Consider the following 25,768-nt stretch of genomic DNA (forward strand, 5'->3'; position numbering starts at 1 on the left):
CAGCAAGCAACTACTTCATTGCTCTGCGTGTCAAATTATGATACATTCTAATAATCGATTTTTTTAGGAGGGATAAGATGGTTCGTAAAATTGAAGTAGTTTCCTATGATTCACTATGGCCAAAAAAGTTTGAGGAGGAGAAGGATCGATTGATGGCAGTTCTTCCTGAACAGCTGGTCGTTCAAGTGCTGCATATTGGCAGTACCTCAGTTCCTGGATTGGCGGCCAAGCCGATTATAGATATTTCTCTAGTTGTTAGTGAGATTAGTGAGCTGGATAATTATCAAGATGCTTTGTCGTCGTTAGGCTATGAAAGCTGGGGAGAATATGGTCTGCCGGGACGCAGGTATTTTCCCAAGGGTGGAGATACACGCACACATCAAATTCACGCCTATCAATATGATAATCTGTCTGAGCTGGGCCGACATGTTGCTTTCCGAGATTACTTGCGTGTACATCCGGAGATTGCTGAGGAATACGCACGTATAAAAGTTCATGCAGCCGCTGCTCATCCAACAGATATTGACGGTTACTGTGACTATAAAGATGAGTTTGTGAAAAATATAGAAAAAGAAGCGTTGAAATGGCTTTGGCAAAATAAATAACAATTGTTTGAAAAATAGTATCTTTGTATCTGTCAAGGTCTTTGATTACAAATATTAAGCTTTGTTTACGTCCTGCAATAAATCTAGAATTTTTAAAAAAAGGGTGCTATACTTTTCACAAGCTTGAAGCTTAACTACTTATAAAGGTGGCACCCATATCTATGACAGAAAAATGGACTGAAGATAAAGAATATATGTCTTATGTAGAAGATTTATTGGCAACTGAGGAAGTGCAAAGGTTAGGAAATTATATTCAACATATGAATTCGACACGTTTAGAACATTCCATCAGTGTTTCTTATTACAGTTACAAGCTGGCAAAAAAATGGAATGGTGATGCTCGTGCGACTGCCAGAGCAGGGTTGTTACATGACCTGTTTTACTATGACTGGCGTACAACAAAATTTGATGAGGGATCTCATGCTTACATGCATCCGAGAATCGCAGTGAAAAATGCGGAAAAGCTTACTGAGCTTTCTGATTTGGAGCGCGATATTATCATCAAACACATGTGGGGAGCAACGATTGCCCCGCCGAAATATAAAGAAAGCTACATTGTGACAATGGTTGATAAATATTGTGCAATTAAAGAAGCATCGCTGCCGATTGTCTCAACAGTAAGAGGCAAATGGCTGCAACGCTTTAGCCGTAAAGAACCTGTCCAATAATGTGAATCGAACCAGAGCAGAGACCCCCTCTTCTGTTCTGGTTTTTTATTTGCGCATGGATAATTTAGAAAAAAATGCGTGGTAGCTCCAAGGGTTATCAATTGTCTAACCATCAGCTTTATGCTAAATTAGAATCAATCAAATAGACTATGATGGCGATGGTGTTCGCCGATAATTATTTATTTTTTGATAAATTGATGACGCCTACCAAACAAGGGAGATTTCTCTCGTTTGGTAGGCGTTTTCATTTTGTTCAATGAGGGAGAGAAAGGCAATGAAAAATAACAAAGTAGTATTAACAACAATTTACATGGGAAAGTGGCTGCTTATTGCCCTAATTATCGGCAGTATCATGGGCACGCTATCTGCTTTCTTCTTAAATAGTCTGACCTGGGTATCAGCCTATCGCGGCACACATCCTTGGCTGCTGCTTCTGCTGCCAGTCAGTGGGGCTGTCTTTGCCTATCTTTATAGCCGCTATGGAAAAAATGCTGCCGGCGGAAACAATTTGGTCATCAGTCAGGCGAATGGCGGAGAAGAAAACATTCCGCTGCGCTTGATTCCACTGACTCTATTCGGCACAATTACGACTCATTTATTTGGCGGTTCAGTTGGTCGTGAAGGGACAGCTGTTCAAATGGGCGGCGCAGCAGCTGATGCGGTAGGGAGAGTCTTTCGCTTATCTGGTTATGAACGGGAAATTATTCTTATCGCCGGGATTAGTGCCGGCTTCAGTTCTGTATTCGGTACTCCTTTGGCTGGTACCATTTTTGGATTAGAAGTGCTGGCTTTAGGGAAGCTCCGTTCAGAAGCCATTTTTCCTAGTTTTTTCGCAGCCTTTTTTGCAAATATGGTAACAGAAATGTATGGCATTACTCATACACACTACAAAATGGGGGCCGTTCCTGAATGGACGGTTCAGGTTTTCTTGAAGCTGGCGATTGCCGGAATCTGCTTCGGCTTGATTGGCTGGGTATTTAGCCGATCCATTGTTTTTCTAAAGAAAACTTATAGCAACTGGGTATCAAATCCTGTTTTACGTAACTTTTTAGGCGGTGCAGTGGTGGTAGTCGCAGCATTGCTTCTGGGAACACAGCGGTATCTAGGTTTGAGTTTGCCGCTATTAAGTGATGCATTTTCAGGACAGGCTAGCCCTTTTGATTTTATTGGGAAATTGTTCTTCACAGTTCTATCACTTGGGGCGGGGTATCAAGGCGGGGAAGTAACACCTTTGTTTGAAATCGGTGCCACCTTAGGGAGTACACTGGCGCCATTCCTTCAACTATCTGTACCTTTTTTAGCCGGATTAGGCTTTATTGGTGTTTTCTCCGGAGCAACTAATACACCGATTGCCTGCTTTATTATGGGAATTGAGCTGTTTGGTAGCCAGTCGGCCGTTTATCTTTTAATGATTTGTATTATCAGCTATATGTGTTCCGGAAACAGCGGAATCTATTCTGCACAGGAAAATGAGCTGGAAAAGGGGAGAGTCCTTTTACCTTTGTATGAAAGCTGGAAAAGCAAACAATCAAAGCATTAAACATAGGGGAATACTTTCAGCTCGTTTCTACTTGTGCTACACTAGGAGGGATGAGGTGAGAGGATGAAAGAATATCAATATCCACTAGATTTAGATTGGACGACAGACGAGATGGTCATTGTGACAAATCTTTGGTCTGCTTTGGAGCAGGCAAATGAGTCAGGTATCCAAACAACAGATTTCCTTGATGCGTACAAAAAGTTCAAACAGGTGGTAAAAAGCATTGGTGAGGAAAAACGCTTAGGAAATGAATTTGAGAAAGCATCCGGTTATTCTTTGTATCGAACAGTACAGGAAGCAAAGAAAAAGGAAACGGGCAGATTAAAGATAGGAGGCTAATGGAGATGCAGCTTGTAAATGTTGAGGAAGTAAAAAATTGGTTGAATGATGCCGGAGAATTTATTAAAACCAGTTTAAACAATACATTGGAAATCAAAGAAAAGTCCAATCGTACAGATTTAGTGACGAATATCGATGAAGAAACGCAACAGCTTTTGATTAATAAAATTCAAGAGGTCTATCCAAACGATAAGATATTAGGAGAAGAAACTGGGTATAACACAATCGACTCCATGTCCGGACGTGTCTGGATTATCGATCCAATTGATGGGACGATGAATTTTGTGATGGAGCAAGAAAATTTTTGTATCATGCTGGGCATCTTTGAAGATGGTATTGGTAAGCTGGGTTTTATCTATGACGTCATGGCGGGAGAACTTTATTGGGGCGGTAAAGAGCTTGGTGTATTCAGAAATGATGAGAAGCTACAACAGCCTGAGTCTTCCAAGCTGAATGAAGGTCTGTTAGGCTTTAATGCATATATGTTCGGTGAAAATATTCATGGCTCTAAAGAAGTGGCAAATGCCAGCATGGGCATTCGTGTCAGCGGCTGTGCCGGTTTGGAAATGATTGCCTTATTGAAGGGCAATCATATTGGGTATATTTCTAATCTTGCCCCTTGGGATTATGCGCCCGGGATGGCCTTAATTGAAGTGTTCGGCTTCCATGCAACAACACTGACTGGAGGAGCATTGTCCTTTGATGAACGAGAATATTTTGTCGCAGCTCAGCCGGAAACACATAAAGAAATCGTAGAAATGTTCAAAAAAACAGGCAACTTTTAGAGAAAAAGACGTGTATTTACAAAAAAAACAGTACATAGTCTAAGGTTTTCATTGTTTATGAAAACTTTAGACTATATTTCATGAAAAAAATTTGTTATAATAAACAGTCGGATTTAGATGAACAGGCACAGTAAGCAATGGATAAGGAGCAAACAATGGTAAATTATAGAAATGATATCCGTAACGTCGCAATTATTGCCCACGTTGACCACGGAAAAACAACCCTAGTAGACGAATTACTGAAGCAATCAGATACTTTAGATGGACACACGCAATTACAAGAGCGTGCGATGGATTCCAATGCAATTGAAAAAGAGCGCGGAATCACAATTTTGGCGAAAAACACAGCTGTTGATTATCAAGGAACACGAATCAATATCATGGATACACCAGGACACGCGGACTTCGGTGGTGAAGTTGAGCGTATCATGAAAATGGTTGATGGTGTTGTTTTGGTTGTCGATGCCTATGAAGGTACAATGCCGCAAACACGTTTTGTATTGAAAAAAGCGTTGGAGCAACACTTAACACCAATCGTTGTTGTAAACAAAATCGATAAGCCTTCTGCACGCCCTGAGCATGTAGTTGATGATGTATTGGAATTATTTATCGAGCTAGGTGCAGATGAAGATCAGCTGGAATTCCCGGTTATCTACGCTTCTGCAATCAATGGAACATCAAGTATTTCAGATGATCCAGCGAATCAAGAAAAAACGATGAGCCCGCTCTTTGATACAATCATTGAACATATTCCTGCTCCTATTGATAATAGTGATGAGCCTCTGCAATTCCAAGTATCACTACTGGACTATAACGATTATGTTGGACGTATCGGTATTGGTCGTGTATTCCGTGGAACAGTGAAGGTTGGCGATCAGGTTGCGTTGATGAAACTTGACGGCAGCGTGAAGAAATTCCGTGTAACGAAATTATTTGGTTTCTTTGGCTTGCAGCGTCTTGAAATTCAAGAAGCAAAAGCCGGTGACTTAATTGCCGTTTCAGGAATGGAAGATATCTTTGTTGGTGAAACGGTAACACCGATTGACCATCAGGATGGTTTGCCAATTTTGCATATCGACGAACCAACACTACAAATGACTTTCTTAGTAAATAACTCTCCGTTTGCCGGAAGAGAAGGTAAATTTGTTACTTCTAGAAAAATTGAAGAACGTTTGATGTCTCAACTGCAAACAGATGTTTCTTTACGCGTTGATCCAACAGACTCTCCGGATGCTTGGACTGTATCAGGTCGTGGTGAGCTTCACTTGTCTATTCTTATTGAGAATATGCGTCGTGAAGGCTACGAGCTGCAAGTATCTCGTCCGGAAGTTATCGAACGTGAAATTGAAGGCGTAAAATGTGAGCCGTTCGAACGTGTGCAAATCGATACACCGGAAGAATATATGGGCAGCATTATTGAGTCATTGAGCCAACGTAAAGGTGAAATGCAAGACATGATTCATACTGGAAACGGACAAATCCGTCTGATTTTCTTGGCACCTGCACGTGGATTGATTGGTTACACAACAGAGTTCCTTTCTATGACAAGAGGATACGGCATCATGCACCACACCTTCGACCAATATCTACCGATGATTCAAGGAACGATTGGTGGACGTCATCAAGGTGCATTGGTTTCAATTGATACCGGTAAAGCAACAACATACAGTATCATGAGTATTGAAGAACGTGGAACAGTATTCGTTGAGCCTGGTACAGAAGTGTATGAAGGTATGATTATCGGTGAAAATAACCGTGACAATGATTTAACTGTTAACATTACAAAAGCGAAACAAATGACGAATGTCCGTTCAGCGAATAAGGATCAGACTTCTGTTATCAAACGTCCTAAGCTATTGACGTTGGAAGAATCATTAGAGTTTCTAAATGAAGATGAGTATTGTGAAGTAACACCTGAAAGTATTCGTCTACGTAAACAGATTCTGAACAAAAACGAACGTGAAAAAGCAAGTAAGAAAAAGAAAAAAGCTGATTAATCAGATAAGAATAACCAGAAGCAGTACAGTTTGGGCTAATCGCCCGCTGTACTGTTTTTTTATTACATTAAAAAGAGATAGTTCACATTAATACTGTGGGGGATGTTGTTGAGGGAAACAACTGTCACTCGGCACCTATTACAAGCTATTGACTTAATAGTTGTTGTATAGCACTATAGTAACGAATAGTTAAAAAGGTAGAAGACGTGTGCTGTTTCTTTTATAGAAGATATAAGCTGCGGCTGATTAAAGGAAAAAGGAATGAATGATGGATGGATAAACTTATGCTAAAAAGATTTTGTGGTGAAGAAGCCTATCCAATAAAAAAGGCAGTCTGGTATATTCTTGATGGAGATGGGACATGGGATGATCCCTACTCTTTATGGCTAGAAATAGAATGTGATGCGGGTGAAAACTTAAATGAAGATACCATAATCTTAGAGGCTAAACCAAAATTAGATATCTCTTTTCATGCGTTAAATCTCAAGGAAGAAGAGCTGCAACCTGGCTTCGTTCTGCTGTTTGAGAATGAAGAAGAGGACAGTGAAGCCTTATTGTATTATTGTGACCATCAACCCACAAAAAATAATCGAATGGAAGTATTGGAAAGAACGGGTGATACTCTATTGATTAAGATTACCGCAGAAACGATGGATGTGAACTACTATGATGGGTCAAAGCCGGATAATAAAATTGAGTTGACTACATGGTTTCAGTTTAGAGGATAAGTGATTATGCAAATGCCGTATAAAAATTTATATAAAAAGCGCACAGCGTGCATTGCTTAGAAAAGGAAAACAGCTAGTTTTGGCTCTGCCATTGAGAGTATTCAATCTTGTTAAGCCATCATCTGTTTGCTTTTATCATGTTGTAATAAGTCTCTTTGAAGTAGAGAGGCAAACGACTATGTTATGATAAAGATAGAAAAAGGAGGGCGATAGCTATGAAGCTCTATCAACGTGAAGCAAAGATATATTTCCAACAGGAGTTAGCGATAGATACTTCTATTTCAGAGGTTTGGCAGTTATTGACAACAACTGCGGGGCTTGAAAAATGGTTTCCGGAGTTAAAAGCGGAGCAGCTGGCTGAAAAGAAAATTCTGACTTTTGAGGCAGATGGCTTCAAAGCTGACATGGAAGTTTTGGCTTATGAGGAACCTGTACATTTTAAGATTATGTGGGATTCCGGTGAGGTCAGCTTTCGTCTGAAAGAGCTTCTGCCGCAGGAAACCCGTCTGGAATTTTTGGAGGTTTTACCAATGGACTTTCCCAATCTTTATCAGGATATTGCCGGTTGGCATTATGTGCTGAAGCGACTGAAGGCCGCCGCGGAAGGGAAGGAAGAGATATTTACTCCAGAATGTATCAAGCAGAAAGCGCAAGAGCTGGAAAGAATGATGAGAGAAAAGTGATAGGCTGGAAAAGAAGACGTGACGCGCTCGGAAAGAAAAAGCGCGTCACGTTTTTTGTTAATGAAAAATATTTGTTTATCATAGCTGCTGCTGTCGTTTGACAGCCATACGTTTCAGCAATTTTTCCACCATATTGGTAACCATAAAGCCGGCAGCGATTGAGCCGGCAGTCATAATCACAGTCATGGCGCTGTGCAATCCTGAAATATAGTTGTCTAAAACAAAGCTTCTGACTGCCTGGTAGGCTGGTCCGCCTGGAACCAAAGGCACTAAGCTGGGAATATTGAAGATAATTGTAGGCATCTTCTTTTTTCGAGAAAAATAGATACTAAGCAGTCCAATGCAGAGGGCACTGAAAAAATTGGCAAATGCATCGCCAGTCTCCAGTTCTCGCGTTAGAATGAAAATCATCCATCCAATTGCTCCTGTAATACCACAAACATTTAAGGCTTTTCTTGGAATATTTGTAATGACTCCGAATGCTACAGTACCCAGATAACTATAGATAAACTGAAAAATAATATTCATGTATTGTTCTCCCTACAAAAATAAGATAAAGACCATGGCAATGCCAATGCCGATAGATCCTGCAACGAATAGAGCCTCTGTTGCTCGTGCCATCCCACTAATTAAATGACCGGATAAAATATCTCGAAACGAATTAGTAATTGCGACACCGGGAACTAAGGGCATGACAGAGCCGATAATGATGTTGTCCATGCTTGAGGCAAGGTTGACGATGACTAATAGATAGGCTGAGAGACCAATAATCACAGAAGCAACAAAATCATCCATAAATTTCATTTTTAAGTATTTCCTGATTAAATAAGAAATTGAAAAACCCAGCATTCCAACAAAAAAGGCAGCAACAAAATCTGTTGTTGAATTACTGAAAATATACATCAAGGTACAGCTGACAATACCTGCTGCAAAGATTTGGAGCGTGATAGGGAAACTGGGTGTTTCTGTATCCACTTTTTTCAGCTTCTGATGCAGTTCAGTCAGAGAAATCTCTTCTTTTTCATATTGTCTGGAAAGCTGATTTACCGCAGCCACTTTTTCCAGGTTCATACTGCGCTCACGGATGTTTTCAAGCTGGGTATAGGGAACAGAACGGAACCCCATAAAAATCCCCGTAACAGTGACGTGTGTCACGCTGTCGGAATAGCCTGCATTTGCAGCAATCCGGTTCATTGTATCTTCTGTCCGATAGACTTCTGAGCCATTCTCCATCATGATTCTTCCGGCTGTCAGACAGATGTCGAATAAGAGCTGTATGTCATTATCAATTGTTTTTTTCATAGTGACCTCTACCTCATGTAATTTATATCAGAATCAGTTTACCATTTTTTAGTGATGAGTGGAACTAAAGAAGGTGTAAAAATAACAATGAGACTTTTTTAATGAAACCGGTGATTTCCATGCAGCTACTTGATTTTTATACAGAAAAGTCCTATGCTTGACGTAATAAATCAAAGGGGTCTTTTGGACATGGACAAACAATGGTCATTGTATTCAGCAAGCAGTTTGGTAGTACTGATTTTATTAAGAAGAGCATTGCTTCAGGAGCACTTCTTTTTAAGTATCTTGCTTGGTACTGTATTGTTGTTACAGATGACAGGCGGGGCAATTTGCTTCTATCAAAACCGAAAAAAGAAAAAAATTCCGACTTCTAAATAGAAGTTGGTTTTTTTATGGTCGAAAATACGTGGAATCATGAATAAAAGGCAAACCTTTCTTGAAGAAAGATAGATTTTATTGGAGACTGGCGCTTTTTAGAGTATACTTATACTAGATGAATGAGACTAAATAAACAGGCAGAATGGGCTTCCTTGTTTTCATTGTGGAGGCAGCTGATGATTTTAGTATATTCGTATCGTGAAAATAATTACTGTTGGTAAAGGAATGAGGAGCAATTATGAACGTATTAATGATAGAAGATAATGAATCTGTTTCAGAAATGATGCAGATGTTTTTTCTGAATGAAGGATGGGAAGCTGTTTTTGCCTATGATGGGAAAAAGGGACTGGACACTTTTTTAGAGAACCCGGAAAAATGGGATATGATTACACTTGACTTAAATCTGCCATCGATGGATGGGATGACTGTTTGTCGTGAGATTCGTAAAGTTTCTCACACTGTTCCAATTATTATGTTGACGGCCAGAGATTCTGAGAGTGATCAGGTAATCGGTCTCGAAATGGGCGCCGATGATTATGTGACGAAGCCTTTTAGCCCATTGACGTTGATTGCCAGAATCAAAGCTCTGCACAGACGTTCGGAAATGGCTGAACATGTTGGTGATGACGAGCAGTCAGATGACGCTTTCGATGTTGTGACACAACATTTTAAAATGAATACAAAAACCAGAGAAGCATACTTGGATGATCAGCTGATTGAAGGCTTGACACCCAAAGAGTTTGATCTTCTCTATACTCTGGCCAAAAAGCCGCGCCAAGTTTTTTCCAGAGAACAGCTTTTAGAAATGGTTTGGGATTATCAATATTTTGGTGATGAACGAACAGTTGATGCCCATATCAAAAAGCTAAGACAAAAAATTGAAAAAGTAGGTCCTCAAGTGATTCAGACCGTTTGGGGCGTAGGGTATAAATTTGATGATTCTGGTGTTTCTTCATGAAATACCTGTATCAGCAGCTTTTAGCTTTTTGGGGAGTAATCATTTTAATCATTGTTATCGTTGGAACATCGTTTACGCAAATGACAAAGACTTCGATGCAGGAAGATAATTATGAACGATTATACGGCTATGCTGAGGAAGCCTTACAGGCAAAAGCTTATTTTAATGAGACCTTGCCTACTGAACAGCTGCGAGTGAATGCAGCGTTTCAATTAACAGAGGGAATCTTAAAGAAACAGAATGTCCAGTTTGTCTATTTTGACGTGAATATGGAACGGCAGTTTCCTCAGGTTACTGAGGAGCCGTTAGACTTTTCTATTTCAAAAGAAGAATTTGATGTCTTGTCAAAAGGAGAAAGAGTCTATAAAACAATCGACAAAGATATTTATGGAAAGAAGCAAGCAACCTCTTATGTGCTTTCTCCGGTGATGGTCTCGATTTCTTATAATGGAACGGAGAGTCAGAATTTAGTTGGCTATTTAGTAGCCACTCAGCCTGCCAAAAATGTAACAGACAGTGTTGCACAGGTAACCTCGAATCTATTCAAAGGATTTTTGATTTCCAGTGTTGTAGCACTATTTGTCAGCTATGGTTTGGCTGCTTTCCAAGTAAAACGTATCAATCGGATGCGTAAGGCAACAAGAGAAATTACTAGTGGTAATTTTGATATCAAGCTGGATGTCCATGATAAAGATGAGTTTGATGATTTAGCCGAGGATTTTAATAAGATGGCGGAATCACTGGCAGAGTCACAAAAAGAGATTGAGAGACAAGAAGAACGACGCAGACAGTTCATGGCAGATGCTTCTCATGAGATGCGAACACCGTTGACAACGATTAATGGTTTGCTGGAAGGTTTGGAGTACGATGCAATACCTGAAAATCAGAAAGCAAATGCGTTGAAATTGATGCAGAATGAAACAGCTCGATTGATTCGTCTAGTCAATGAGAATCTGGATTATGAAAAAATACGTACAAATCAGATTAGTATTGTCGTGAAGAAGTTCGATGCTGTTGAAACAATTAAGAACATTTTTACTCAGTTGAATAAAAAGGCAGAAGCAGCAGGAGACACCCTTCATTTAGACGCTGCAGATTCTGTAGAGGTTTTTGCAGATTATGATCGGTTTGTCCAAATCGTCGTAAATATTCTTCAAAACGCGATTCAGTTTACAAAGGATGGCGACATTCGTGTTCAAGTGGAGAAAGGATATCTTGAGACGATTATCAAGATTTCTGATACGGGTATCGGAATGAGTGAAGAGCAACTGGTAAATATCTGGGATCGCTACTACAAGGCGGACCCATCCAGAAAGAACACCAAGTATGGGGAGTCCGGATTAGGACTACCAATCGTTCAGCAGCTGGTTCGACTGCACAAAGGAACTATTTCCGTAGAAAGTGAGCTAGGGAAAGGAACAACCTTCACAATTACCTTGCCTGATGTGGAAATAGAGTAAAGTAAATGGAACGGATAAGAGCAGTTCCTGAATAATAAAATGACCTTGGCCGATGGGAAAAACCATCAGCCAAGGTCATTTTCTATTGTTGAAAGGAGTGGGGGCACTGAGCTATGCTGTTGAAGAAGAGAAATTAGTCTAACAAAAAGCGAAGCCTTTGACGGGCTTCGCTTTTGTTAAGCAATCACTGTTTTATCAATATAAGGGCTGTCGGCAATCTTTTGATCGTCAGTAACCAGCCATAGAGAAACAGAGAATTTCGTTGTTAATTCTTTCAAGAGTGGGAACAGCTGCTGCTTTTCATAAACGCTTAGCTTTGAAAAGTCATTTGCCAAAATAATCTTCTTTCTATTTGATAAGATTAGCTGCATGAGCTGAAGCTTTACTTGTTGAAAGATTGAGAGATTGTCAAAGGAATCAGAAAAAGTGAACATTGGCAGGTCCAAAAGTACCGCCCATTCCTTCAACAGCTGTTTTCGCTCCTTATCCTTAACAGAGCTGCATATAAAGAGATTATCTGTAATTGAGAAGGATGGAAAGAATGCAGCATCATCCAATAGAAGACCAATTTCTTTTGTATGATTTTGTTGAAGAATCATTTCAACAAAATCCGGCAACTCATCTGTAAGTTGTTCTTTGTTCTTAAGTACGGCGATAACTTTATGTTCATTCCATGCAATAATCTGATCGATAGCAGTATGGAAATTTTCAATAGTTTTCACGTAATCACTTCCTAAAAATAACTTTTGATTGTCGAATAATATAGCTTGTGAAAAGGCCTGCTGCAAAGAGCGTAATGCCAATAAGAACCGCTGTATTTCGATTAAACTTAGCGAAAATATCAACTAGAGAGAATCGTTGAAGATTAAATGAAAAGAATCCGGCAGTCTGGTAACCAGCGCTCGCATCAGAGGTTGGGATATTTTCTGTAATAACGATTGATCCTGTTGCAAGTGGATAATCAGCCTCTGCTAAAGAATGAATATGAAAGAGCACAGATTCATATACGTTTTGAAAAATCAGTAGGAGTGAACTGACAATAATTGTCGCAGCAATCGTAACAATCAGAACCTCCAGTAGTATCTGTTTCAAGATATACATTTTTGAGAAGCCAAGAAGCCGCCAGTTTTGAATGAGCATCTTTCGTTCAGTAGCTGCAAAGTAGAAGACAATACTAATCACTACAGAAAATAAAATAATACTACCTATGTAAAAAGAAGAATAAACCGAATTCCAGCTCTGGTAGGAGTGGAGAACATCTTTTGTTGAACCATTATCTGCCAGCTGTCTAATCCAATAGTTGTTAAGATCAATCAGATTTCGAAGGGCATTTAATGCGAATAAAAAGATGGAAAAAATGATTGTTGTCACAAGTGTCGATTTTTTGTAGTAATATAGATCAGCAAAAGCATAATGAAGGCTTTTCAACATTTCTCACCTCTTTAATTACCTGTAGTAAAATTATAAAAAAAGAATATGAATTAATTATGAAGAAGTGACAAAAAAGCGTATGGTATTTTTAAGTAATTTCAGGACAATGATGCGGGGGAGGAGACTGTTGAAGAAACAAAAAGAAAGAGCAAGCCGGAAATGATTCGGCTTGCTCTTTCTTTTAACTAATATTATTGGCTGCTGTTATTTTCGTAGCCTTGATAGGTATTTGTCTGGTATTCATTTACCGTGCTTTGATTGTTGTTTTTACTGTAAACACTTGTAGACTCAGCACCCTTTTCTTTTTCGATATCAATCAACTGTTGTAATTGATTTTTATAGTTATAGATGGATGCATCAACAGCTTTAAGTCCGCTGCCGGAGTAGAAACGAAGCAAGTCGCCAGTATTAATCTCATCTGACATGCTTAGTTGAGTATTAGCGGCTTCTTTCAAAGCCTCTGCCTCTTGTTGTATTTCTTCAGAAGGCGAATCGATTAATCGACCAGTTGCTGTTTCATAAATATTAGAACCAAGCATAGTATATTTCTTAGAAACATAATTACCGTTTCGGAAGGCTACTACTTGGTCGTGTTCTTTAGAGAATAAATCTTGACCGAGTAGGATATAGTTTTCAGTATCTACACCTAATAAGTGAAGCAATGTCGGTAAAGCATCAACTTGACCACCATACGTAGAGTTGACACCACCATTTTCCTGTCCCGGAATGTGAATCATGTAAGGGACACGCTGTAATGCCGCGTTATCAAAGTCATTCCAAGTTGCCTTGGATTTGCCAAGCAGCTCTGCAAGATTCTGTGTTCTTGAAGAAGAGATACCGTAATGGTCACCATAAAGGACGATAACAGAGTTCTCATACAAACCGGAAGCCTTCAAATAGTTAAAGAATTCTTCAACAGATTTATCAAGGTAATTTGCTGTTGCAAAGTATCCGTTGATTGTTTCGTCTGAAGTGTCAGCAATTGGGAAGCCGCCCTCTTCGTTTGTAAATTGTGAATAAGGGTAATGATTAGATACTGCCAAGAATTTAGAATAAAACGGTTGTTGTAAATGCTCCAAATATTGCACGGACTGTTCGAAGAACGGTTTATCATGAAGTCCGTATTGGAATGAATTATCATCGTTGACATCATAATAGCCTGCATCGAAGAAATAATCATAGCCTAGATTCTTGTAGGTCTCGTTACGATTCCAGAAGTTACCGGCATTTCCGTGGAACACAGCGCTTGTGTAGCCTTGTGTCTGGTTAAGAATTGTCGGTGCAGCTTCAAACGTATTTTTACCGCCGATTTGAGTGAAGAGCGAACCTTGACTCAAACCGAATAATGAATTTTCGAATAAGGTTTCAGCATCACTTGTTTTTCCTTGTCCCACTTGGTGGAAAAAGTTTTCAAAACTGAATGTGCTGTTATCATGGAACAGGCTGTTTAGGAATGGTGTGACTTCATGCTCAACACCATTTTCGTCCTTCAGTTTGTAGTCAATGATAAATTGTTGAAGACTTTCCAAGTGAATATAGATAACGTTCTTTCCTTTGGCAATACCAAAGGTTTCGTCGTTCGGTGCTGCGTAGTGTTCTTTTACATACTCTTCCACGGCAACCATATCGCTGTCACTGGCTTCCGCCCGTACTTGGTTCGTCTGATAGGTCTTCACGCCATCATAAACAGTGAAGGCATTCAAGCCAAGAAATTTTACAATGTAGTCACGAGAAAATTCTCTACCAAGCAGTTGTGGTCGTTCCGTTTCAGCAAGGAATAGGTTAAACAAGAAGAATAACGCTGAGACCAAACTGATGGAAACGGCAACTCTTGCGCGGATTGCTCGATCTTCCATTTTTATTTTCTTTGAAAGCAGTAGACCACCAACAATAATGAAGTCAATCCAGTAGATGAAATCATAAGGTCTGAATAGACGAAGTGCGCTTTCTCCAAGCCCGCTAGCTACCTTGCTGGCACCAAGCATGGTATTCACTGTAATGAAATCTGTAAACTCTCGATAGTAAACGATATTCGAGAATAAAAGCAGGGACATTAAGAAATAGATGACCATCATGGTGATATATGCCCGTTTTGTTTTACGCACATAAAGTGCAATCGCCAGTAAAAAGAAGGTCGTCGCTATTGGGTTAATCACAAGGATTATATATTCGTTGATATTTTCAAGCCTTAAGTGAAAGTCTGTCATATAGGCTAAAAGGTTCTTCAGCCATAAAAGTACTCCTACAGTAGTGAATAGTCCTAATCTGGTATTTAAAAAGTTCGGTATTTTGATTTTTTTTAACATAATAATTCCTTTCCAACACTACGTTCGAAAAAACAGAACAAGTTTTCATGAAAATAGTAAATTGCATACATGTAATTTTACCTTGTCCGTTGGGTACTGTCAATTATTCACCGAATTATTCATGCCTTTTGTTAAGAAATTTTAGAAACCTTAAGAATCATTGGAAATAGGGCGTGGTATGGGGCTATTTGGCTTAGAAGTTTATGCTGAGATGCGATAGTTTGGAAGGTAAATGACTGTTATTTTCAAAAAGACCAGAATAATTTTAGTATTTAGATGTTTAAACGGAGAGAACGATGATTGCTGAGGAGCAACCGGAACTGTTGGCTAGTGAAAATGGGGTGAGTAGTTGCGGTAGGTATACTTGGTGATTGTGGAGGTCAAAAAATGAGGTTCTTTTGTCACTGCTTGTTTTTTTTGATATACTTTTTACTGCGGTTGATTGATTAAGCCGATGACAAAGAAGCAGGAGAAAAGTGTGTGAAAATTCAAGTAACGAAACAAGCAGCGGCAAAATTCCGCAGTGGTTATCCGCTGATTCAAGAAGAAGATATAAGAAATGTACCTCAGAATTTTCCAGAAGACTGGGTGGAATTTACCGATGGGTCCGGACAGTTTATTGCTCATGGCTATTTAGCCAAGCAAAATAAAGGAATTGGCTGGCTGTTAAGCTGGGAAGAAAAAATAACAGCAGCGTTCTTTGAAGAGCTTTTTCAAGAGGCAAAAGCTGTCCGTCAGGCTTATGAGCTGGATGAGCAAACATCGGCTTATCGCCTGTTTAATGGTGAAGGAGACGGTATCGGTGGGTTGACGATTGATCGGTATAATGAGTATGCTGTTTTTTCATGGTACAATGAGACGATTTATACACATCGTGAACTAATTGTGAATAGCTTTAAGAAGGTGTTTGGAGAAATTGTTGGTGCGTATGAGAAAATCCGTTTTCAAGCCAAGGGTTTTTCAGAGTCTCAGTTTATATATGGAAAAGAAGCAGATGAGCCGCTATTAATCATTGAAAATGGTGTAACGTATGCGACTTATTTGAATGAAGGGCTGATGACAGGTATTTTTCTGGATCAGAAAGAGGTTCGCAATGAACTGATTAATGGCTATGCTTGCGGGAAAAGTATGTTAAATATGTTTAGCTATACAGGTGCCTTTTCAGTGGCGGCTGCAATGGGCGGAGCTTCTGAGACTACAAGTGTGGATTTAGCGAAACGCAGCTTCAGCAAAACAACTGAGCAATTTGAAGTGAATCAGCTGCCGACTGCTCAGCAGAAAATTGTTGTAATGGATGTGTTCGAATACTTTAAATATGCAAAGCGAAAAGAACTGACCTATGAGTGTATCGTTCTTGATCCGCCTAGCTTTGCTAGGAACAAGAAAAAGGTATTTACTGTAGCCAAAAATTATGGCGAGTTGATTGAACAATCTGTTGATATTTTATCTGATAAAGGCTCAATTATTGCATCAACGAATGCAGCGAATATCTCGTTGGAGCGTTTCCGTAAAATGGTTGAACTTGCATTGAAGGAAAAAAATGTTTCTTATAAAATTGAGAAGATTTATCAGCTGCCCGCTGATTTTAAAGTAAATCCGCATTTTCCTGAGGGCAGTTATCTAAAAGTTCTATTCTTGAAAATTGAGAAGTAACTGAAAATATTTTGCGTTTGGAAGCATGAAAGACATGAGAAAGAGCCGTTAAACGATTGAGTGTGTTTTTCTCTTGTGATTGCTTTTAAATGGAATGATTTAGCTGGAAGGTGAGAGTATGGCTAAAAAGAAGAAACATAAAACAAATGCGATGCGTATTGTAGAGCAAAGAAGTGTGAAATATAAAGAGTATGAATTTCCTTGGACGGAGGAGCACCTTGGAACAGACAGTGTCTCGCAGTTACTGGGGGTTGACGAAAACCGAATATTTAAAACGTTAGTTGCAATTGGCAATAAGACTGGTCCAATTGTTGCGGTGATTCCAGGGACAAAGGCACTTGATTTGAAAAAGCTGGCGAAAGTCAGTGGCAATAAGAAGGTCGAGATGCTTCATTTGAGAGACTTGGAGGACACAACCGGCTACATTCGCGGCGGCTGCTCACCTATTGGGATGAAAAAGCTGTTTCCTACATATCTTTCTGATGAGTCTGAAAGGTATGAGGAGATTATTGTTTCTGCAGGGCAAAGAGGCTTACAAATGGAGCTGAGACCGCAGGATATTGTTCAGCTGACAAAGGGAAAGGTTGCTGACATTACGGCAGTATAATGGATGCTTTGGCGGACAGGTGATGTTGTCTAGGTTTTGAAAAACTTTCTTAACGCTTGTCGAGCCAGAGTGTCCGCGCCTTTGTTTTTATTTTCCGGAATCCATTGAACGAGCAGCATGGAGAAGTGCGGCTCCAATTCTTTAAATTTGGCCAGATAAGGCTGGAAAATCGGATTTCCTGTATAATTTTTATCAATAGTTTGAACAGTAACCTTGCTATCAGAATGAAGGAGAATCGTCGTTTGTGTGTAGTGTTGCTCAACTAGCCACTCCAGGGCAGCGAGCAGAATTCGGAACTCTGCTTCATGGTTCGAACAAGTACCCAAAGGAAAATGGAGCTGTTCGTGGATGGCTTCGTCATTGAACGTACCGGTAACAACAACGCCGCCGCCGCTGGGACCTGGATTTCCTTTTGTTGCAGCATCGACATAAACTCGTAACATAATTTTCTCCTTTATATTTTCTGTTTGAAGCACAAGTGTGCTACTATTATATCATATGAATTTTCAGTTAAGGGGTCGCTATATGAAACAAAAAAAATATCATTGGCAGCCGGAATTGTCAATGGCCATCATTTCTTGGTCATGCACATTCGCTATATTATTTCTGAGTTTGATTTTGTCTTTAGAATATACAAGACCTTACCTGGTAAGTAATATTGTGTTGGCTGTTTTTTTCGTTTTTGCTTTATTGGGGCTCAATCGTTATTTCAAATTGACGGATCGAGGTGTAGTGATTCATTATTTGCTTCCTTTCCGTAAAAAAGAGCTTCGACTAGAGAGTATACAAACAATTAAAATAGGAACAAAGAGTATTGAGATTGTTTCAGAGGCATTTTCTTCTGGTTCACGCATTTTCATTATGCCAAAAAAACAGAAGGAAGGCTTTATTGAAGCACTGAAGGAGAAGTCATTGACTGATAAAATTGTCTATGATGACCAGTTAAAATTAGGGGAGCATTGACATGCATAGCTTGGGGCTTAGGTGTACGGAGAATTGTGAATAATTTTCTGTACACCTTTTATTTTTGGGAAAAATAGGCTAATATAGTAAAAAAATGTAGGAACAGTGGAGGATAGGGAAAATGTGGAAGAGTGAGAAGCAGAAAAAAGATACCTATGAATTGATGATTCAACAATTAACTGGCCTGACAGAAATCGAGCACGATGTCATTGCGAATTTGGCCAACTCATCTGCGTTATTGGCAGATGCATTACCAGATACGGTTTTCGCCGGTTATTATTTATATAATGGAGATGAACTGGTTTTAGGACCTTTTCAGGGAAAGGTTTCTTGTACTAGAATTAAGTTGGGGAAAGGTGTTTGCGGGGAATCAGCAGAAAAGCAGAAAACATTGATTGTTGATAATGTCAAAACCCATGAAAACTACATTTCCTGTGATTCAGCAGCAATGTCTGAAATTGTTGTGCCGATGGTTAAGGACGGCGTTCTTCTGGGTGTATTGGATATTGATAGTGGTGTAACCTTCAGCTATGACGCAATCGATCAAGAGTATTTGGAAAAATTTGCTGCCGTTTTGATTGACCAATCAAATTTCTAATTCTTCCAGGAGCAGATGCTTCGTAACGATCCTCTCTTCATGAGATAATAAAGAAAAAATTGAGAGGACGGAGCAACAATGGAAGTATATTTAAATTTCAAAAATGAAGCAGCTGAAGCAATCAAGCTTTATGAAAAAGTCTTTGATACTTCGACAACGAATATCATGACATTTGGAGAGATGCCTGAAGACCCTGAGCATCCAGTAACAGAGGAAATGAAGGATTTGATTTTGAATGCGAGCATGATTATCGAAGGAACGTATGTGATGTTTTCCGATGTACCAGATGGAATGGGAATGCCTTTGGTGAAAGGAAATAATGTGTCATTGGTGGTCAGCACGGATGATGAAGAGAAAATTGATCGCCAATTTGGTTTGCTTGCAGAAGAAGGAACAGTAACCATGCCGTTAGGGCCGACATTCTGGACTAAAAAGTATGGAATGCTGACAGACAAATTTGGCATCAATTGGATGTTTTCTTATTATAAAGAGGAGTCCTAGTCGATAACTATTAGGAATTCAGATATATCAGACAGTCTATTTATCGGAGGCTGTCTGATGTTCTTTTTTCCAGAGCGTGAAGGGAAGGAGAATGGGAAAATAAGAGTGTCCATTCTCGATTTTCTTATAGGAAATTTACTCTGAACTATTTTGATTATTTTAACAATTATGTTATACTATTAAAGCACCAAAGTATCTGGGGGCGTTACGGATTCGACAGGCATAGTTGAGCTTGAATTGCGTTTCGTAGGTTACGTCTACGTAAAAACGTTACAGTTAAATATAACTGCTAAAAACGAAAACAATACTTTCGCTCTAGCTGCGTAAAACCAGCGGGTGAAGATCCTCTCGGCATCGCCCATGTGCTCGAGTAAGGGTCTCAAAATTAGTGGGATACGCTGAATTTTTCCGTCTGTAAAATTCAGAAGAGATTATCAGACTAGCGAAGAAGGATGTTTGTTTAGTGCCAGAACTCTTAGCGAAACCTAAGCATTAAACTATGAGCGTAGAAATTTAAGTGACAATATGTTTGGACGCGGGTTCGACTCCCGCCGTCTCCATACCTTGAAGAGTTAAAACGTTGATTTGTAAGGAATCACAGGCGTTTTAGCTCTTATTTTTTTATTTTTGACCGACTTTTGACTGACTTTTTTTCTTTTTTGAGTTTCTTTTTTGTCAGATACAAAAGAAATTTATTGTTATTTTAAATACTGATTAAGAGGTTAGAGCGATGGGAATAGTTATTTGTATTTTCGATGTGGGGTATATTCCGAGTTGGTTTTGCTTTTCTCTACTTTCTTCTTTTTGAATATATGTTCCCAAAGCCTAAAACCTAAATTAAGGGGATAAATCATAAGTAAGAAAGTGTTTGTACTAAAATTGATATTTTCCAAAATAATTGGATCATCAAATAATCTAAAAGTGAACATTAGATAAGTAATTAACAATGTAGAAAAATCTACAATAGCCTTGAACAAATCAGGCATAAACTCTTGATGTTTAAAAAAGTAGCCCGTTCCCTTTTCCCAATTATTTAGCAAAAAGGCAACAACACTAGAATTGATAATGAAAAAACATAAAAACATTAGTAGTGACATATTTTCATTATTGTGGAAAAAAGTGATGTTTTTCCCTATGGCTAAGAATAATATTGTCGAAATAATGTACGGAAAACCAACTAAATATATAAAGTGAAATAGTAAAGCAGAAAACTTATCACTCTTTTTCATTTTTGTACAACCTCCTTTTATTTTCCTTATAGTCTATTAAGTCAAACATGAAAGCAGGTGTAAATTATTATTACACACTTATCAATAAGACGTTAGAGTGGTGAGAATGGTTATTTATATTTTCGGTGGGGGTGGTAATTACTTTTCTCAGTATGTGCATTTGTTTTCTTAAATTTTGAAATTTCATTCTTGCCTTTTTCTTTATATTTTTTAGGAGTGTGCCACAGTTTATAGAAACGTATGGCACCATTTGCGGGATAAACGGCAAGAGCGAAAGACTGTAGAAGCATTATGTTTATTGAATCTTTTACTTTTGATAATGCGACTCCTAAAATCAAAGCAGATACTAAATATGAAAATAAGTCAAAAACTTTTGCTGAAAAATCAATATGAAAATTAAAGTATTTTTGAATCGTAATGACAATCATAAACAAATCGAAAAATGCAGTTACTACAATAACTATAGAAAAGAATCTGAGATAGTGCTCACGAACAAATTCAGGATATAAGAGTTTAGGTATCGCATAGTATTCTAAAAACATTATTAAAATAATATTGAATAAAACAACCATAAATGGAAAGAAAAAACCATAAAACCAATAATATGCCGACATAATAAAAGTTATTAGTTGGGAAATAACTTTTTTTATCATGAATTGCCCCCCTTGTGTTTTTTCTCATAACCATTTAAACAAAACTTGAAAGCTATTGTAAATACTAAGTCAAATGTAGAAGTACTAAGAATTAATTACTTATATTTTCGGTATGGTTTATAAGGTGGAACAGTTATATCATTTTCGTCATTTATGTTATCATTTATAAAAGATTTTACGGCGCTTTTTTTAGGAAGAAATATTCCATAAATTTAAAACCGTTGTTTATTGGATAAACGAAGAAAAGGATAGTATTAATCATCATTGTATCAATTTGAGAATTGCCTTAAAAAATTATAACGAAAATATCATAGTTGTTAAATTTATGATAAAACCAAATTCCTTAATAAAGTTTAGGTCAGCTGTTCTCATAAGAAGATAGAAAACAGGTACGTTTATCAATAGTGATACTAGAAATATGATTCCTATAAACCTCAAAAAGTGTTTATCTGCATAAATTGCCGTTAAAGAGTGGAGAAAAACAAAAATGAGTATGTTCAAAATGAAAAGAACCAATAAACGAGAGGCAGAAGTGAAAAAAAATTTATCCCACCGTTGTTTTAATGTTTTAGAAGAAAGTTTTAGATAAAGTGTAGAAAAAAATCTCTTTTAATTGTTCTTATAGTCTATTAAACCAAACATGGAAGCAGGTGTAAATACCTTGTATATAGAATTCTTACCGGGAGAGAAACATCTTGTCAAAAATGTGGTTATATCGAGAGCTCTCGATATATTTCAGGATGCGGGCTATCTGTTCACTTATAATGACTTGATTATTGATATCGATAATACGATTCAAGAGAAAGCCAAGCGACTTTTAGACCGGTTCAGAATAAAAACGCAGATTGTCAACGATAATAATAGTTTGGAGCAAGAAATATGAAAATAGATGAAACATCGGTAATCTTACCATTACCAACCAAAGAAGTTATTAAAAAGGAAGAAGGCTACTGGAGAGTTTCCTTACCATCTGAGTATAAGGAGTTTATCTCTATAAATGCTGGCGCAGTACCGATAACAAATGTCGTCACCATCAATTCGCACGAATATGTTATTGAAAGATTTCTATGTATTTTAGAGGATTGCAAGCAAAATGACTTGGCTATGTATGACATAGATGTTGTCCTATCACAGATAGAAGAAAGATTGACCGATAATGAGGATTTAGTTGGAGTCGAGTTATTGCCTATTGCAAGTTTGCTTGGCGGAGATTTTCTTTGCTTAGATTTTAAGGATAATGAAGACAATCCAAGCGTTGGAGTTTGGAAACACGATGAATCGTATGAGTTAGAACCTGTATTTTTTAAAGGATTTTCTGATTTTAAAGAGTTTTTAAGAAGTTTAACTGAGTAATAAAAGAACTAACTGACTAATTAGAAAAAATAGATATTTTAGGTTGCCCATTGTCGGGCAGTCTTTTACATAGAAAAACAGCCTCTTATTAATAGAAGCTGTTTCCGATTGTTCGCCGTTATTTTTAGTTTGATAGTATTGAATTCATTTTGACTGATTTTTTTCTTTTTTGAGTTTCATTTTTGTCAGATACAAAAGAAATTTACTGTTATTTTAAACGCTCATATAGTTGGCAAAGAGAGAAGCAGTTTCTGCTTTACGCCTAGAGGTGACATGAGTGTAAATATTTTTTGTTATCCTTATGTCGGAGTGTCCGAGCCTTGTTTGTACCTGTTCATCACTAGCGCCAGCTTCAAAAAGTATACTGCAATGAGTGTGGCGTAAACCATGTGTAGTGATGAATTTAAAATCATGTTTTTCAAATATTTTAGTACTGTATTTTCTTGTAACAGTCGGTTGAAGAAAATCATTTTGAAGAGTACTGAAAGAAGTTGTTTCTTACTTAGCGTGTTAAAACCAAGGAAGAAATACTGCTTTTTTTTTTGCGTTTTCCGCCTTTTTTAATTGGAAAGATTGTATCACCTATGCTAACGACACATTTCTAATTACTTGTTTGTGGTGTCCAAATGATAAGTTTTGACTCCTCACTGATAATCTGAAAAAAATCACTTATTTCCACTTTTTTATGTGTTTGAATTAAATTACTAAAAGATTTTTAATCTATATTATATATAATTTTGATTTATCTATATATCGGTGTTAATATAAGGGCATTAATAGTGAAAGGATGTTATATATGAAAAAGTTAAGCTTATTAGTAGTTTTCTTAGGTGTCTTAGGATTCTTTACAATTGGTAGTGAGGCAGAAGCAACTACAGATGTTGTTGCTGAAAACTCTATGACCTCCATTATGCCGTTCGCATCTCCTAGGATAGAGACCATCACACTGAAAAATGGGGAGTCGTACAGAATTGAAACAACAGTCATCGGATTAGGAGGCTACTGTAACACACGATTAAGAGTGAAAACAGTAAGTGGAGATCGTGAAGTATTTGCTCTGAAGGTGAATGACTCTGAGTATACGTGGGTTGCGAATGCGAGCGAATATATTATTCAGGATGGCGTAACTAATCCAAAATATGGAGAGGTTGCTAAGCAATCTTTTACTATCACCAATTATTCAGCTGGATCAGTAGAATATAAAATTGGAGTAAAGGTTGGTTATGGAGCCACTCCGATAGAAGCAGGAACAGATGCTGGAAATTTTGAGTTGTAAAATATAAGGGAAGTTAAGTTTGAGTGAACACAGGTATCGATGTTCCGTTCACCACCTTGAAATTTGATTTCTAATATTTGTTAAGACCCCTAGCTGGGGTCTTTTTTTACACAATAACTCAAAAATTTACAAGCCGGAGAGATTAAGTTCAATAGCATCGCTGATTTAAAAGTTTTGATTGATGCGGATTTGATGTTGAGAGAAATTGATAAATAGATAAGATAGGTTATCCTTCTTTTATAGATAGTATTTTTAAGGAGATAAAATGAGACTTTTTATTAATACGAATCGATACCAAACGTCTTACAAGAAATTCCTCCGTTGTTTCTGACATTACAGTAGGTGAAGTAACTCATGGTGGACATATGACTTATAGATACGCAAAAAGGATTGATTAATACAATTCTTTCTTTATGTTTAAAAGTATTTTATTTTTAACTTAAAGGTTGCTAAAATTAATTAAATGGAAGGAGAGATAGTATGTTTAGCAAAGGAAAAGTAAATGTTAGAGAAATCAAACCGAAGAAAATGCTGCGCTTACCGATTCTGTTTGTATTTTTTGGAATGTTGTTCATATTACCAGTAAGAGCAAGTGCAGAGGTACCAATCAAAGTTGATTTGAATTATGCGGAGCAAAAAGATTTAGAATTGATAACAGGTGTTGGACCGGTGATAGCTGAAAGAATTGTTCAAGAACGGCCATTTGAGTCGGTGGATGATTTAATCAGAGTAAAAGGAATTGGGGCTAAAACTCTCGAAAAGATTAGGGCAGAGGACGTAGCTTTTGCTATTAAAGATTCAGAAACAAAGTCATATAAAGAATGGTTTCAAAATGATGAGTTGGCAAAAGATGTTTACTTTGCTTCATATGGTTTGGCAGGTCAAGGGCTAAGTATGTCCGAAGAAAATATTAACCAGAAGATTACCTATGAAAGTATTAAAAAAATAGATTTTATGAGTTTTGAGTTAGATGTTTTCGATGGAAATATGGAGAATTTCTATTTACTTGGTAATTTGAATAGAATTTGTTTTGAGTTTACTTATGAAGAGGGGCTGTCTAAGGATAGGGACTTAAGTCCATTTAAAAATCTTAGAAATATATATTGCCTTGAATTTTGGGGTGCTTATTCCGAAAGAAATAATCTCATGTCGTATAGTAAACAGTTATTGAAATATTTTCCCAAAGTACAAAGTATAGAATTTGATCGTTGTCATTTATCTTCAATAGATTGTTATGGAAACAAAATTCTTTCGCCGGAAGGAGAGGATTTACTTGATCAATTTCTTTCAAATCTATATCGATTTAAAGAATTGAGCTATATTAATATAAATTACTCAGATTTTAATAGTTTAGAGTTTCTATCAAAAATAGAAACTCTCAAACAGTTTAAAGGTTTTGGTGTGTTTTTACCCAGCGATTCTTTTGGCTATTCTCTTAGTGTAGAAAGGTATCTTCCTCTTCAAAAACTCCCTAACTTAAATTATGTGGAGATTATTTGCCCAGGAGCAGTTGAGAGAGAGGATGTTTATAATTTAGAAAAAGAAATTTCAAGCTTGCTACCAGGAGTGACAACTAACGTGTATTAGATATAGCAAAGAGGACTAGCTGTTTAGCGGTCCTCTTTCTTCTTATTAATGACTTTAGTCGGTTTCAATCACTAAAGTGATTGAAACAAAAAAACCACGCGTACTGCGCGTGGAAGAAGTAGCTTTAGCGATAAAACTCCTTTCGATATACTAGATAAAGGCTACCAA

At 37.7% G+C, this 25,768-nt stretch carries 29 protein-coding genes, 1 other RNA gene and 1 riboswitch; of the genes, 21 read left to right on the forward strand and 9 right to left on the reverse strand.

All coding sequences use genetic code 11. From position 1 onward, the window contains the following. Positions 1-77 precede the first annotated feature (77 nt). From IW510_RS14245 to IW510_RS14280, 8 genes are all read left to right on the forward strand, one after another. On the forward strand, positions 78-605 hold the full coding sequence (locus IW510_RS14245) for a GrpB family protein (protein ID WP_202060726.1): 528 nt from the start codon (positions 78-80) through the stop codon (positions 603-605). 161 nt (positions 606-766) lie between these two features. Continuing rightward, positions 767-1,273, forward strand: a complete 507-nt coding sequence (locus tag IW510_RS14250; protein ID WP_202060728.1) for an HD domain-containing protein — start codon at positions 767-769, stop codon at positions 1,271-1,273. 145 nt (positions 1,274-1,418) lie between these two features. Next, a riboswitch (Fluoride riboswitch) is annotated at positions 1,419-1,487 on the forward strand. A gap of 60 nt (positions 1,488-1,547) precedes the next feature. Next, positions 1,548-2,813, forward strand: a complete 1,266-nt coding sequence (locus IW510_RS14255) for a voltage-gated chloride channel family protein (RefSeq protein WP_202060729.1) — start codon at positions 1,548-1,550, stop codon at positions 2,811-2,813. A 63-nt stretch (positions 2,814-2,876) separates the two neighbouring features. Then, the gene (locus IW510_RS14260; protein ID WP_202060730.1) at positions 2,877-3,152 is read left to right on the forward strand and encodes a UPF0223 family protein; all 276 of its coding nucleotides are present in this window, start codon (positions 2,877-2,879) and stop codon (positions 3,150-3,152) included. 5 nt (positions 3,153-3,157) lie between these two features. Further along, positions 3,158-3,937 (forward strand): inositol monophosphatase family protein, encoded by a 780-nt coding sequence (locus IW510_RS14265; RefSeq protein ID WP_442896435.1) that lies wholly within the window; start codon positions 3,158-3,160, stop codon positions 3,935-3,937. Positions 3,938-4,092: 155 nt separating this feature from the next. Then, positions 4,093-5,934, forward strand: a complete 1,842-nt coding sequence (gene typA / locus IW510_RS14270) for a translational GTPase TypA (protein ID WP_202060732.1) — start codon at positions 4,093-4,095, stop codon at positions 5,932-5,934. 284 nt (positions 5,935-6,218) lie between these two features. After that, positions 6,219-6,662 carry a hypothetical protein gene (locus IW510_RS14275; RefSeq protein WP_202060734.1) on the forward strand — a complete coding sequence of 148 codons (444 nt, stop codon included), beginning with the start codon at positions 6,219-6,221 and terminating at the stop codon, positions 6,660-6,662. A gap of 215 nt (positions 6,663-6,877) precedes the next feature. Continuing rightward, positions 6,878-7,345 carry an SRPBCC domain-containing protein gene (locus tag IW510_RS14280; protein ID WP_202060736.1) on the forward strand — a complete coding sequence of 156 codons (468 nt, stop codon included), beginning with the start codon at positions 6,878-6,880 and terminating at the stop codon, positions 7,343-7,345. A gap of 78 nt (positions 7,346-7,423) precedes the next feature. Here the strand turns inward: IW510_RS14280 and IW510_RS14285 are convergent, their stop codons facing one another. After that, complete coding sequence (locus IW510_RS14285) at positions 7,424-7,873, reverse strand: threonine/serine exporter family protein (RefSeq protein ID WP_202060738.1); 450 nt, start codon at positions 7,871-7,873, stop codon at positions 7,424-7,426. A gap of 12 nt (positions 7,874-7,885) precedes the next feature. Further along, the gene (locus tag IW510_RS14290; protein WP_202060740.1) at positions 7,886-8,647 is read right to left on the reverse strand and encodes a threonine/serine exporter family protein; all 762 of its coding nucleotides are present in this window, start codon (positions 8,645-8,647) and stop codon (positions 7,886-7,888) included. A gap of 189 nt (positions 8,648-8,836) precedes the next feature. On the opposite strand from IW510_RS14290, the gene IW510_RS14295 reads away from it, so the two are divergent. The 3 genes from IW510_RS14295 (at position 8,837) to IW510_RS14305 (ending at position 11,443) form a co-directional block, all read left to right on the forward strand. Continuing rightward, positions 8,837-9,025: a hypothetical protein gene (locus tag IW510_RS14295; protein ID WP_202060742.1), complete on the forward strand. Its 189-nt coding sequence runs from the start codon at positions 8,837-8,839 to the stop codon at positions 9,023-9,025. 238 nt (positions 9,026-9,263) lie between these two features. Beyond that, the gene (locus tag IW510_RS14300) at positions 9,264-9,983 is read left to right on the forward strand and encodes a response regulator transcription factor (RefSeq protein WP_202060744.1); all 720 of its coding nucleotides are present in this window, start codon (positions 9,264-9,266) and stop codon (positions 9,981-9,983) included. Continuing rightward, positions 9,980-11,443 carry a sensor histidine kinase gene (locus IW510_RS14305; protein ID WP_202060746.1) on the forward strand — a complete coding sequence of 488 codons (1,464 nt, stop codon included), beginning with the start codon at positions 9,980-9,982 and terminating at the stop codon, positions 11,441-11,443. Before IW510_RS14300 ends, IW510_RS14305 begins: the two co-directional genes overlap by 4 nt. A gap of 176 nt (positions 11,444-11,619) precedes the next feature. On the opposite strand, the gene IW510_RS14310 is transcribed toward IW510_RS14305, so the two are convergent. The 3 genes from IW510_RS14310 to IW510_RS14320 form a co-directional block, all read right to left on the reverse strand. Next, positions 11,620-12,165, reverse strand: a complete 546-nt coding sequence (locus IW510_RS14310; RefSeq protein WP_202060748.1) for a hypothetical protein — start codon at positions 12,163-12,165, stop codon at positions 11,620-11,622. Between the two features lie 4 nt (positions 12,166-12,169). Beyond that, on the reverse strand, positions 12,170-12,874 hold the full coding sequence (locus IW510_RS14315) for a hypothetical protein (protein WP_202060750.1): 705 nt from the start codon (positions 12,872-12,874) through the stop codon (positions 12,170-12,172). 191 nt (positions 12,875-13,065) lie between these two features. Then, positions 13,066-15,180: an LTA synthase family protein gene (locus tag IW510_RS14320; protein WP_202060753.1), complete on the reverse strand. Its 2,115-nt coding sequence runs from the start codon at positions 15,178-15,180 to the stop codon at positions 13,066-13,068. A 480-nt stretch (positions 15,181-15,660) separates the two neighbouring features. Between IW510_RS14320 and IW510_RS14325 the strand changes: the two genes are divergently transcribed. Beyond that, positions 15,661-16,833, forward strand: a complete 1,173-nt coding sequence (locus IW510_RS14325) for a class I SAM-dependent rRNA methyltransferase (RefSeq protein WP_202060756.1) — start codon at positions 15,661-15,663, stop codon at positions 16,831-16,833. A 118-nt stretch (positions 16,834-16,951) separates the two neighbouring features. Next, on the forward strand, positions 16,952-17,440 hold the full coding sequence (ybaK, locus tag IW510_RS14330) for a Cys-tRNA(Pro) deacylase (protein ID WP_202060764.1): 489 nt from the start codon (positions 16,952-16,954) through the stop codon (positions 17,438-17,440). Between the two features lie 29 nt (positions 17,441-17,469). Here the strand turns inward: ybaK and IW510_RS14335 are convergent, their stop codons facing one another. After that, on the reverse strand, positions 17,470-17,883 hold the full coding sequence (locus tag IW510_RS14335; RefSeq protein WP_202060766.1) for a ribonuclease HI family protein: 414 nt from the start codon (positions 17,881-17,883) through the stop codon (positions 17,470-17,472). Positions 17,884-17,965: 82 nt separating this feature from the next. Between IW510_RS14335 and IW510_RS14340 the strand changes: the two genes are divergently transcribed. The 4 genes from IW510_RS14340 to ssrA all read left to right on the forward strand — a co-directional run bounded on the left by IW510_RS14340 (position 17,966) and on the right by ssrA (position 20,065). Continuing rightward, a complete protein-coding gene (locus tag IW510_RS14340) occupies positions 17,966-18,403 on the forward strand; it encodes an EbsA family protein (protein WP_202060768.1) in 438 nt (145 codons plus the stop codon). Between the two features lie 121 nt (positions 18,404-18,524). Then, the gene (locus tag IW510_RS14345; RefSeq protein WP_202060770.1) at positions 18,525-19,001 is read left to right on the forward strand and encodes a GAF domain-containing protein; all 477 of its coding nucleotides are present in this window, start codon (positions 18,525-18,527) and stop codon (positions 18,999-19,001) included. 78 nt (positions 19,002-19,079) lie between these two features. Then, the gene (locus IW510_RS14350; RefSeq protein WP_202060772.1) at positions 19,080-19,502 is read left to right on the forward strand and encodes a VOC family protein; all 423 of its coding nucleotides are present in this window, start codon (positions 19,080-19,082) and stop codon (positions 19,500-19,502) included. 198 nt (positions 19,503-19,700) lie between these two features. Beyond that, positions 19,701-20,065, forward strand: a transfer-messenger RNA (tmRNA) gene (ssrA, locus tag IW510_RS14355). Positions 20,066-20,242: 177 nt separating this feature from the next. On the opposite strand, the gene IW510_RS14360 is transcribed toward ssrA, so the two are convergent. Both IW510_RS14360 and IW510_RS14365 read right to left on the reverse strand, forming a co-directional pair. Further along, complete coding sequence (locus IW510_RS14360; protein ID WP_202060774.1) at positions 20,243-20,731, reverse strand: hypothetical protein; 489 nt, start codon at positions 20,729-20,731, stop codon at positions 20,243-20,245. Positions 20,732-20,841: 110 nt separating this feature from the next. Next, complete coding sequence (locus tag IW510_RS14365) at positions 20,842-21,384, reverse strand: hypothetical protein (RefSeq protein WP_202060776.1); 543 nt, start codon at positions 21,382-21,384, stop codon at positions 20,842-20,844. A 661-nt stretch (positions 21,385-22,045) separates the two neighbouring features. On the opposite strand from IW510_RS14365, the gene IW510_RS14370 reads away from it, so the two are divergent. Together IW510_RS14370 and IW510_RS14375 are read left to right on the forward strand one after the other, a co-directional pair. Further along, the gene (locus tag IW510_RS14370) at positions 22,046-22,267 is read left to right on the forward strand and encodes a hypothetical protein (protein WP_202060778.1); all 222 of its coding nucleotides are present in this window, start codon (positions 22,046-22,048) and stop codon (positions 22,265-22,267) included. Further along, positions 22,264-22,737, forward strand: a complete 474-nt coding sequence (locus IW510_RS14375) for an SMI1/KNR4 family protein (protein ID WP_202060780.1) — start codon at positions 22,264-22,266, stop codon at positions 22,735-22,737. Before IW510_RS14370 ends, IW510_RS14375 begins: the two co-directional genes overlap by 4 nt. Before the next feature lie 213 nt (positions 22,738-22,950). Here IW510_RS14375 and IW510_RS14380 read toward each other — a convergent pair whose 3' ends face one another. Continuing rightward, positions 22,951-23,163, reverse strand: a complete 213-nt coding sequence (locus IW510_RS14380) for a tyrosine-type recombinase/integrase (RefSeq protein ID WP_202060803.1) — start codon at positions 23,161-23,163, stop codon at positions 22,951-22,953. Between the two features lie 370 nt (positions 23,164-23,533). Between IW510_RS14380 and IW510_RS14385 the strand changes: the two genes are divergently transcribed. Further along, positions 23,534-24,013, forward strand: a complete 480-nt coding sequence (locus IW510_RS14385; protein WP_202060782.1) for a hypothetical protein — start codon at positions 23,534-23,536, stop codon at positions 24,011-24,013. Positions 24,014-24,493: 480 nt separating this feature from the next. After that, entirely contained in the window at positions 24,494-25,600 is a 1,107-nt protein-coding gene (locus IW510_RS14390; RefSeq protein WP_202060790.1) for a ComEA family DNA-binding protein, read from the forward strand. Positions 25,601-25,768 lie beyond the last annotated feature (168 nt).

The organism is Enterococcus sp. BWR-S5, assembly GCF_016745255.1.
Taxonomy (GTDB): Bacteria; Bacillota; Bacilli; order Lactobacillales; family Enterococcaceae; genus Enterococcus_L.

What these genes read in the sequence shown, in the direction of transcription:
- IW510_RS14290 (WP_202060740.1), bottom strand. Translation starts at nt 8,647, where the DNA reads ATGAAAAAAACAATTGATAATGACATACAGCTCTTATTCGACATCTGT.
- IW510_RS14245 (WP_202060726.1), top strand. Translation starts at nt 78, where the DNA reads ATGGTTCGTAAAATTGAAGTAGTTTCCTATGATTCACTATGGCCAAAA.
- IW510_RS14365 (WP_202060776.1), bottom strand. Translation starts at nt 21,384, where the DNA reads ATGATAAAAAAAGTTATTTCCCAACTAATAACTTTTATTATGTCGGCA.
- IW510_RS14285 (WP_202060738.1), bottom strand. Translation starts at nt 7,873, where the DNA reads ATGAATATTATTTTTCAGTTTATCTATAGTTATCTGGGTACTGTAGCA.
- IW510_RS14340 (WP_202060768.1), top strand. Translation starts at nt 17,966, where the DNA reads ATGAAACAAAAAAAATATCATTGGCAGCCGGAATTGTCAATGGCCATC.
- IW510_RS14320 (WP_202060753.1), bottom strand. Translation starts at nt 15,180, where the DNA reads ATGTTAAAAAAAATCAAAATACCGAACTTTTTAAATACCAGATTAGGA.
- IW510_RS14260 (WP_202060730.1), top strand. Translation starts at nt 2,877, where the DNA reads ATGAAAGAATATCAATATCCACTAGATTTAGATTGGACGACAGACGAG.
- IW510_RS14250 (WP_202060728.1), top strand. Translation starts at nt 767, where the DNA reads ATGACAGAAAAATGGACTGAAGATAAAGAATATATGTCTTATGTAGAA.
- IW510_RS14265 (WP_442896435.1), top strand. Translation starts at nt 3,158, where the DNA reads ATGCAGCTTGTAAATGTTGAGGAAGTAAAAAATTGGTTGAATGATGCC.
- IW510_RS14275 (WP_202060734.1), top strand. Translation starts at nt 6,219, where the DNA reads ATGCTAAAAAGATTTTGTGGTGAAGAAGCCTATCCAATAAAAAAGGCA.
- IW510_RS14300 (WP_202060744.1), top strand. Translation starts at nt 9,264, where the DNA reads ATGAACGTATTAATGATAGAAGATAATGAATCTGTTTCAGAAATGATG.
- IW510_RS14255 (WP_202060729.1), top strand. Translation starts at nt 1,548, where the DNA reads ATGAAAAATAACAAAGTAGTATTAACAACAATTTACATGGGAAAGTGG.
- IW510_RS14390 (WP_202060790.1), top strand. Translation starts at nt 24,494, where the DNA reads ATGTTTAGCAAAGGAAAAGTAAATGTTAGAGAAATCAAACCGAAGAAA.
- IW510_RS14385 (WP_202060782.1), top strand. Translation starts at nt 23,534, where the DNA reads ATGAAAAAGTTAAGCTTATTAGTAGTTTTCTTAGGTGTCTTAGGATTC.
- IW510_RS14335 (WP_202060766.1), bottom strand. Translation starts at nt 17,883, where the DNA reads ATGTTACGAGTTTATGTCGATGCTGCAACAAAAGGAAATCCAGGTCCC.
- ybaK (WP_202060764.1), top strand. Translation starts at nt 16,952, where the DNA reads ATGGCTAAAAAGAAGAAACATAAAACAAATGCGATGCGTATTGTAGAG.
- IW510_RS14350 (WP_202060772.1), top strand. Translation starts at nt 19,080, where the DNA reads ATGGAAGTATATTTAAATTTCAAAAATGAAGCAGCTGAAGCAATCAAG.
- IW510_RS14315 (WP_202060750.1), bottom strand. Translation starts at nt 12,874, where the DNA reads ATGTTGAAAAGCCTTCATTATGCTTTTGCTGATCTATATTACTACAAA.
- IW510_RS14360 (WP_202060774.1), bottom strand. Translation starts at nt 20,731, where the DNA reads ATGAAAAAGAGTGATAAGTTTTCTGCTTTACTATTTCACTTTATATAT.
- IW510_RS14345 (WP_202060770.1), top strand. Translation starts at nt 18,525, where the DNA reads ATGTGGAAGAGTGAGAAGCAGAAAAAAGATACCTATGAATTGATGATT.
- IW510_RS14280 (WP_202060736.1), top strand. Translation starts at nt 6,878, where the DNA reads ATGAAGCTCTATCAACGTGAAGCAAAGATATATTTCCAACAGGAGTTA.
- IW510_RS14375 (WP_202060780.1), top strand. Translation starts at nt 22,264, where the DNA reads ATGAAAATAGATGAAACATCGGTAATCTTACCATTACCAACCAAAGAA.
- IW510_RS14305 (WP_202060746.1), top strand. Translation starts at nt 9,980, where the DNA reads ATGAAATACCTGTATCAGCAGCTTTTAGCTTTTTGGGGAGTAATCATT.
- IW510_RS14295 (WP_202060742.1), top strand. Translation starts at nt 8,837, where the DNA reads ATGGACAAACAATGGTCATTGTATTCAGCAAGCAGTTTGGTAGTACTG.
- typA (WP_202060732.1), top strand. Translation starts at nt 4,093, where the DNA reads ATGGTAAATTATAGAAATGATATCCGTAACGTCGCAATTATTGCCCAC.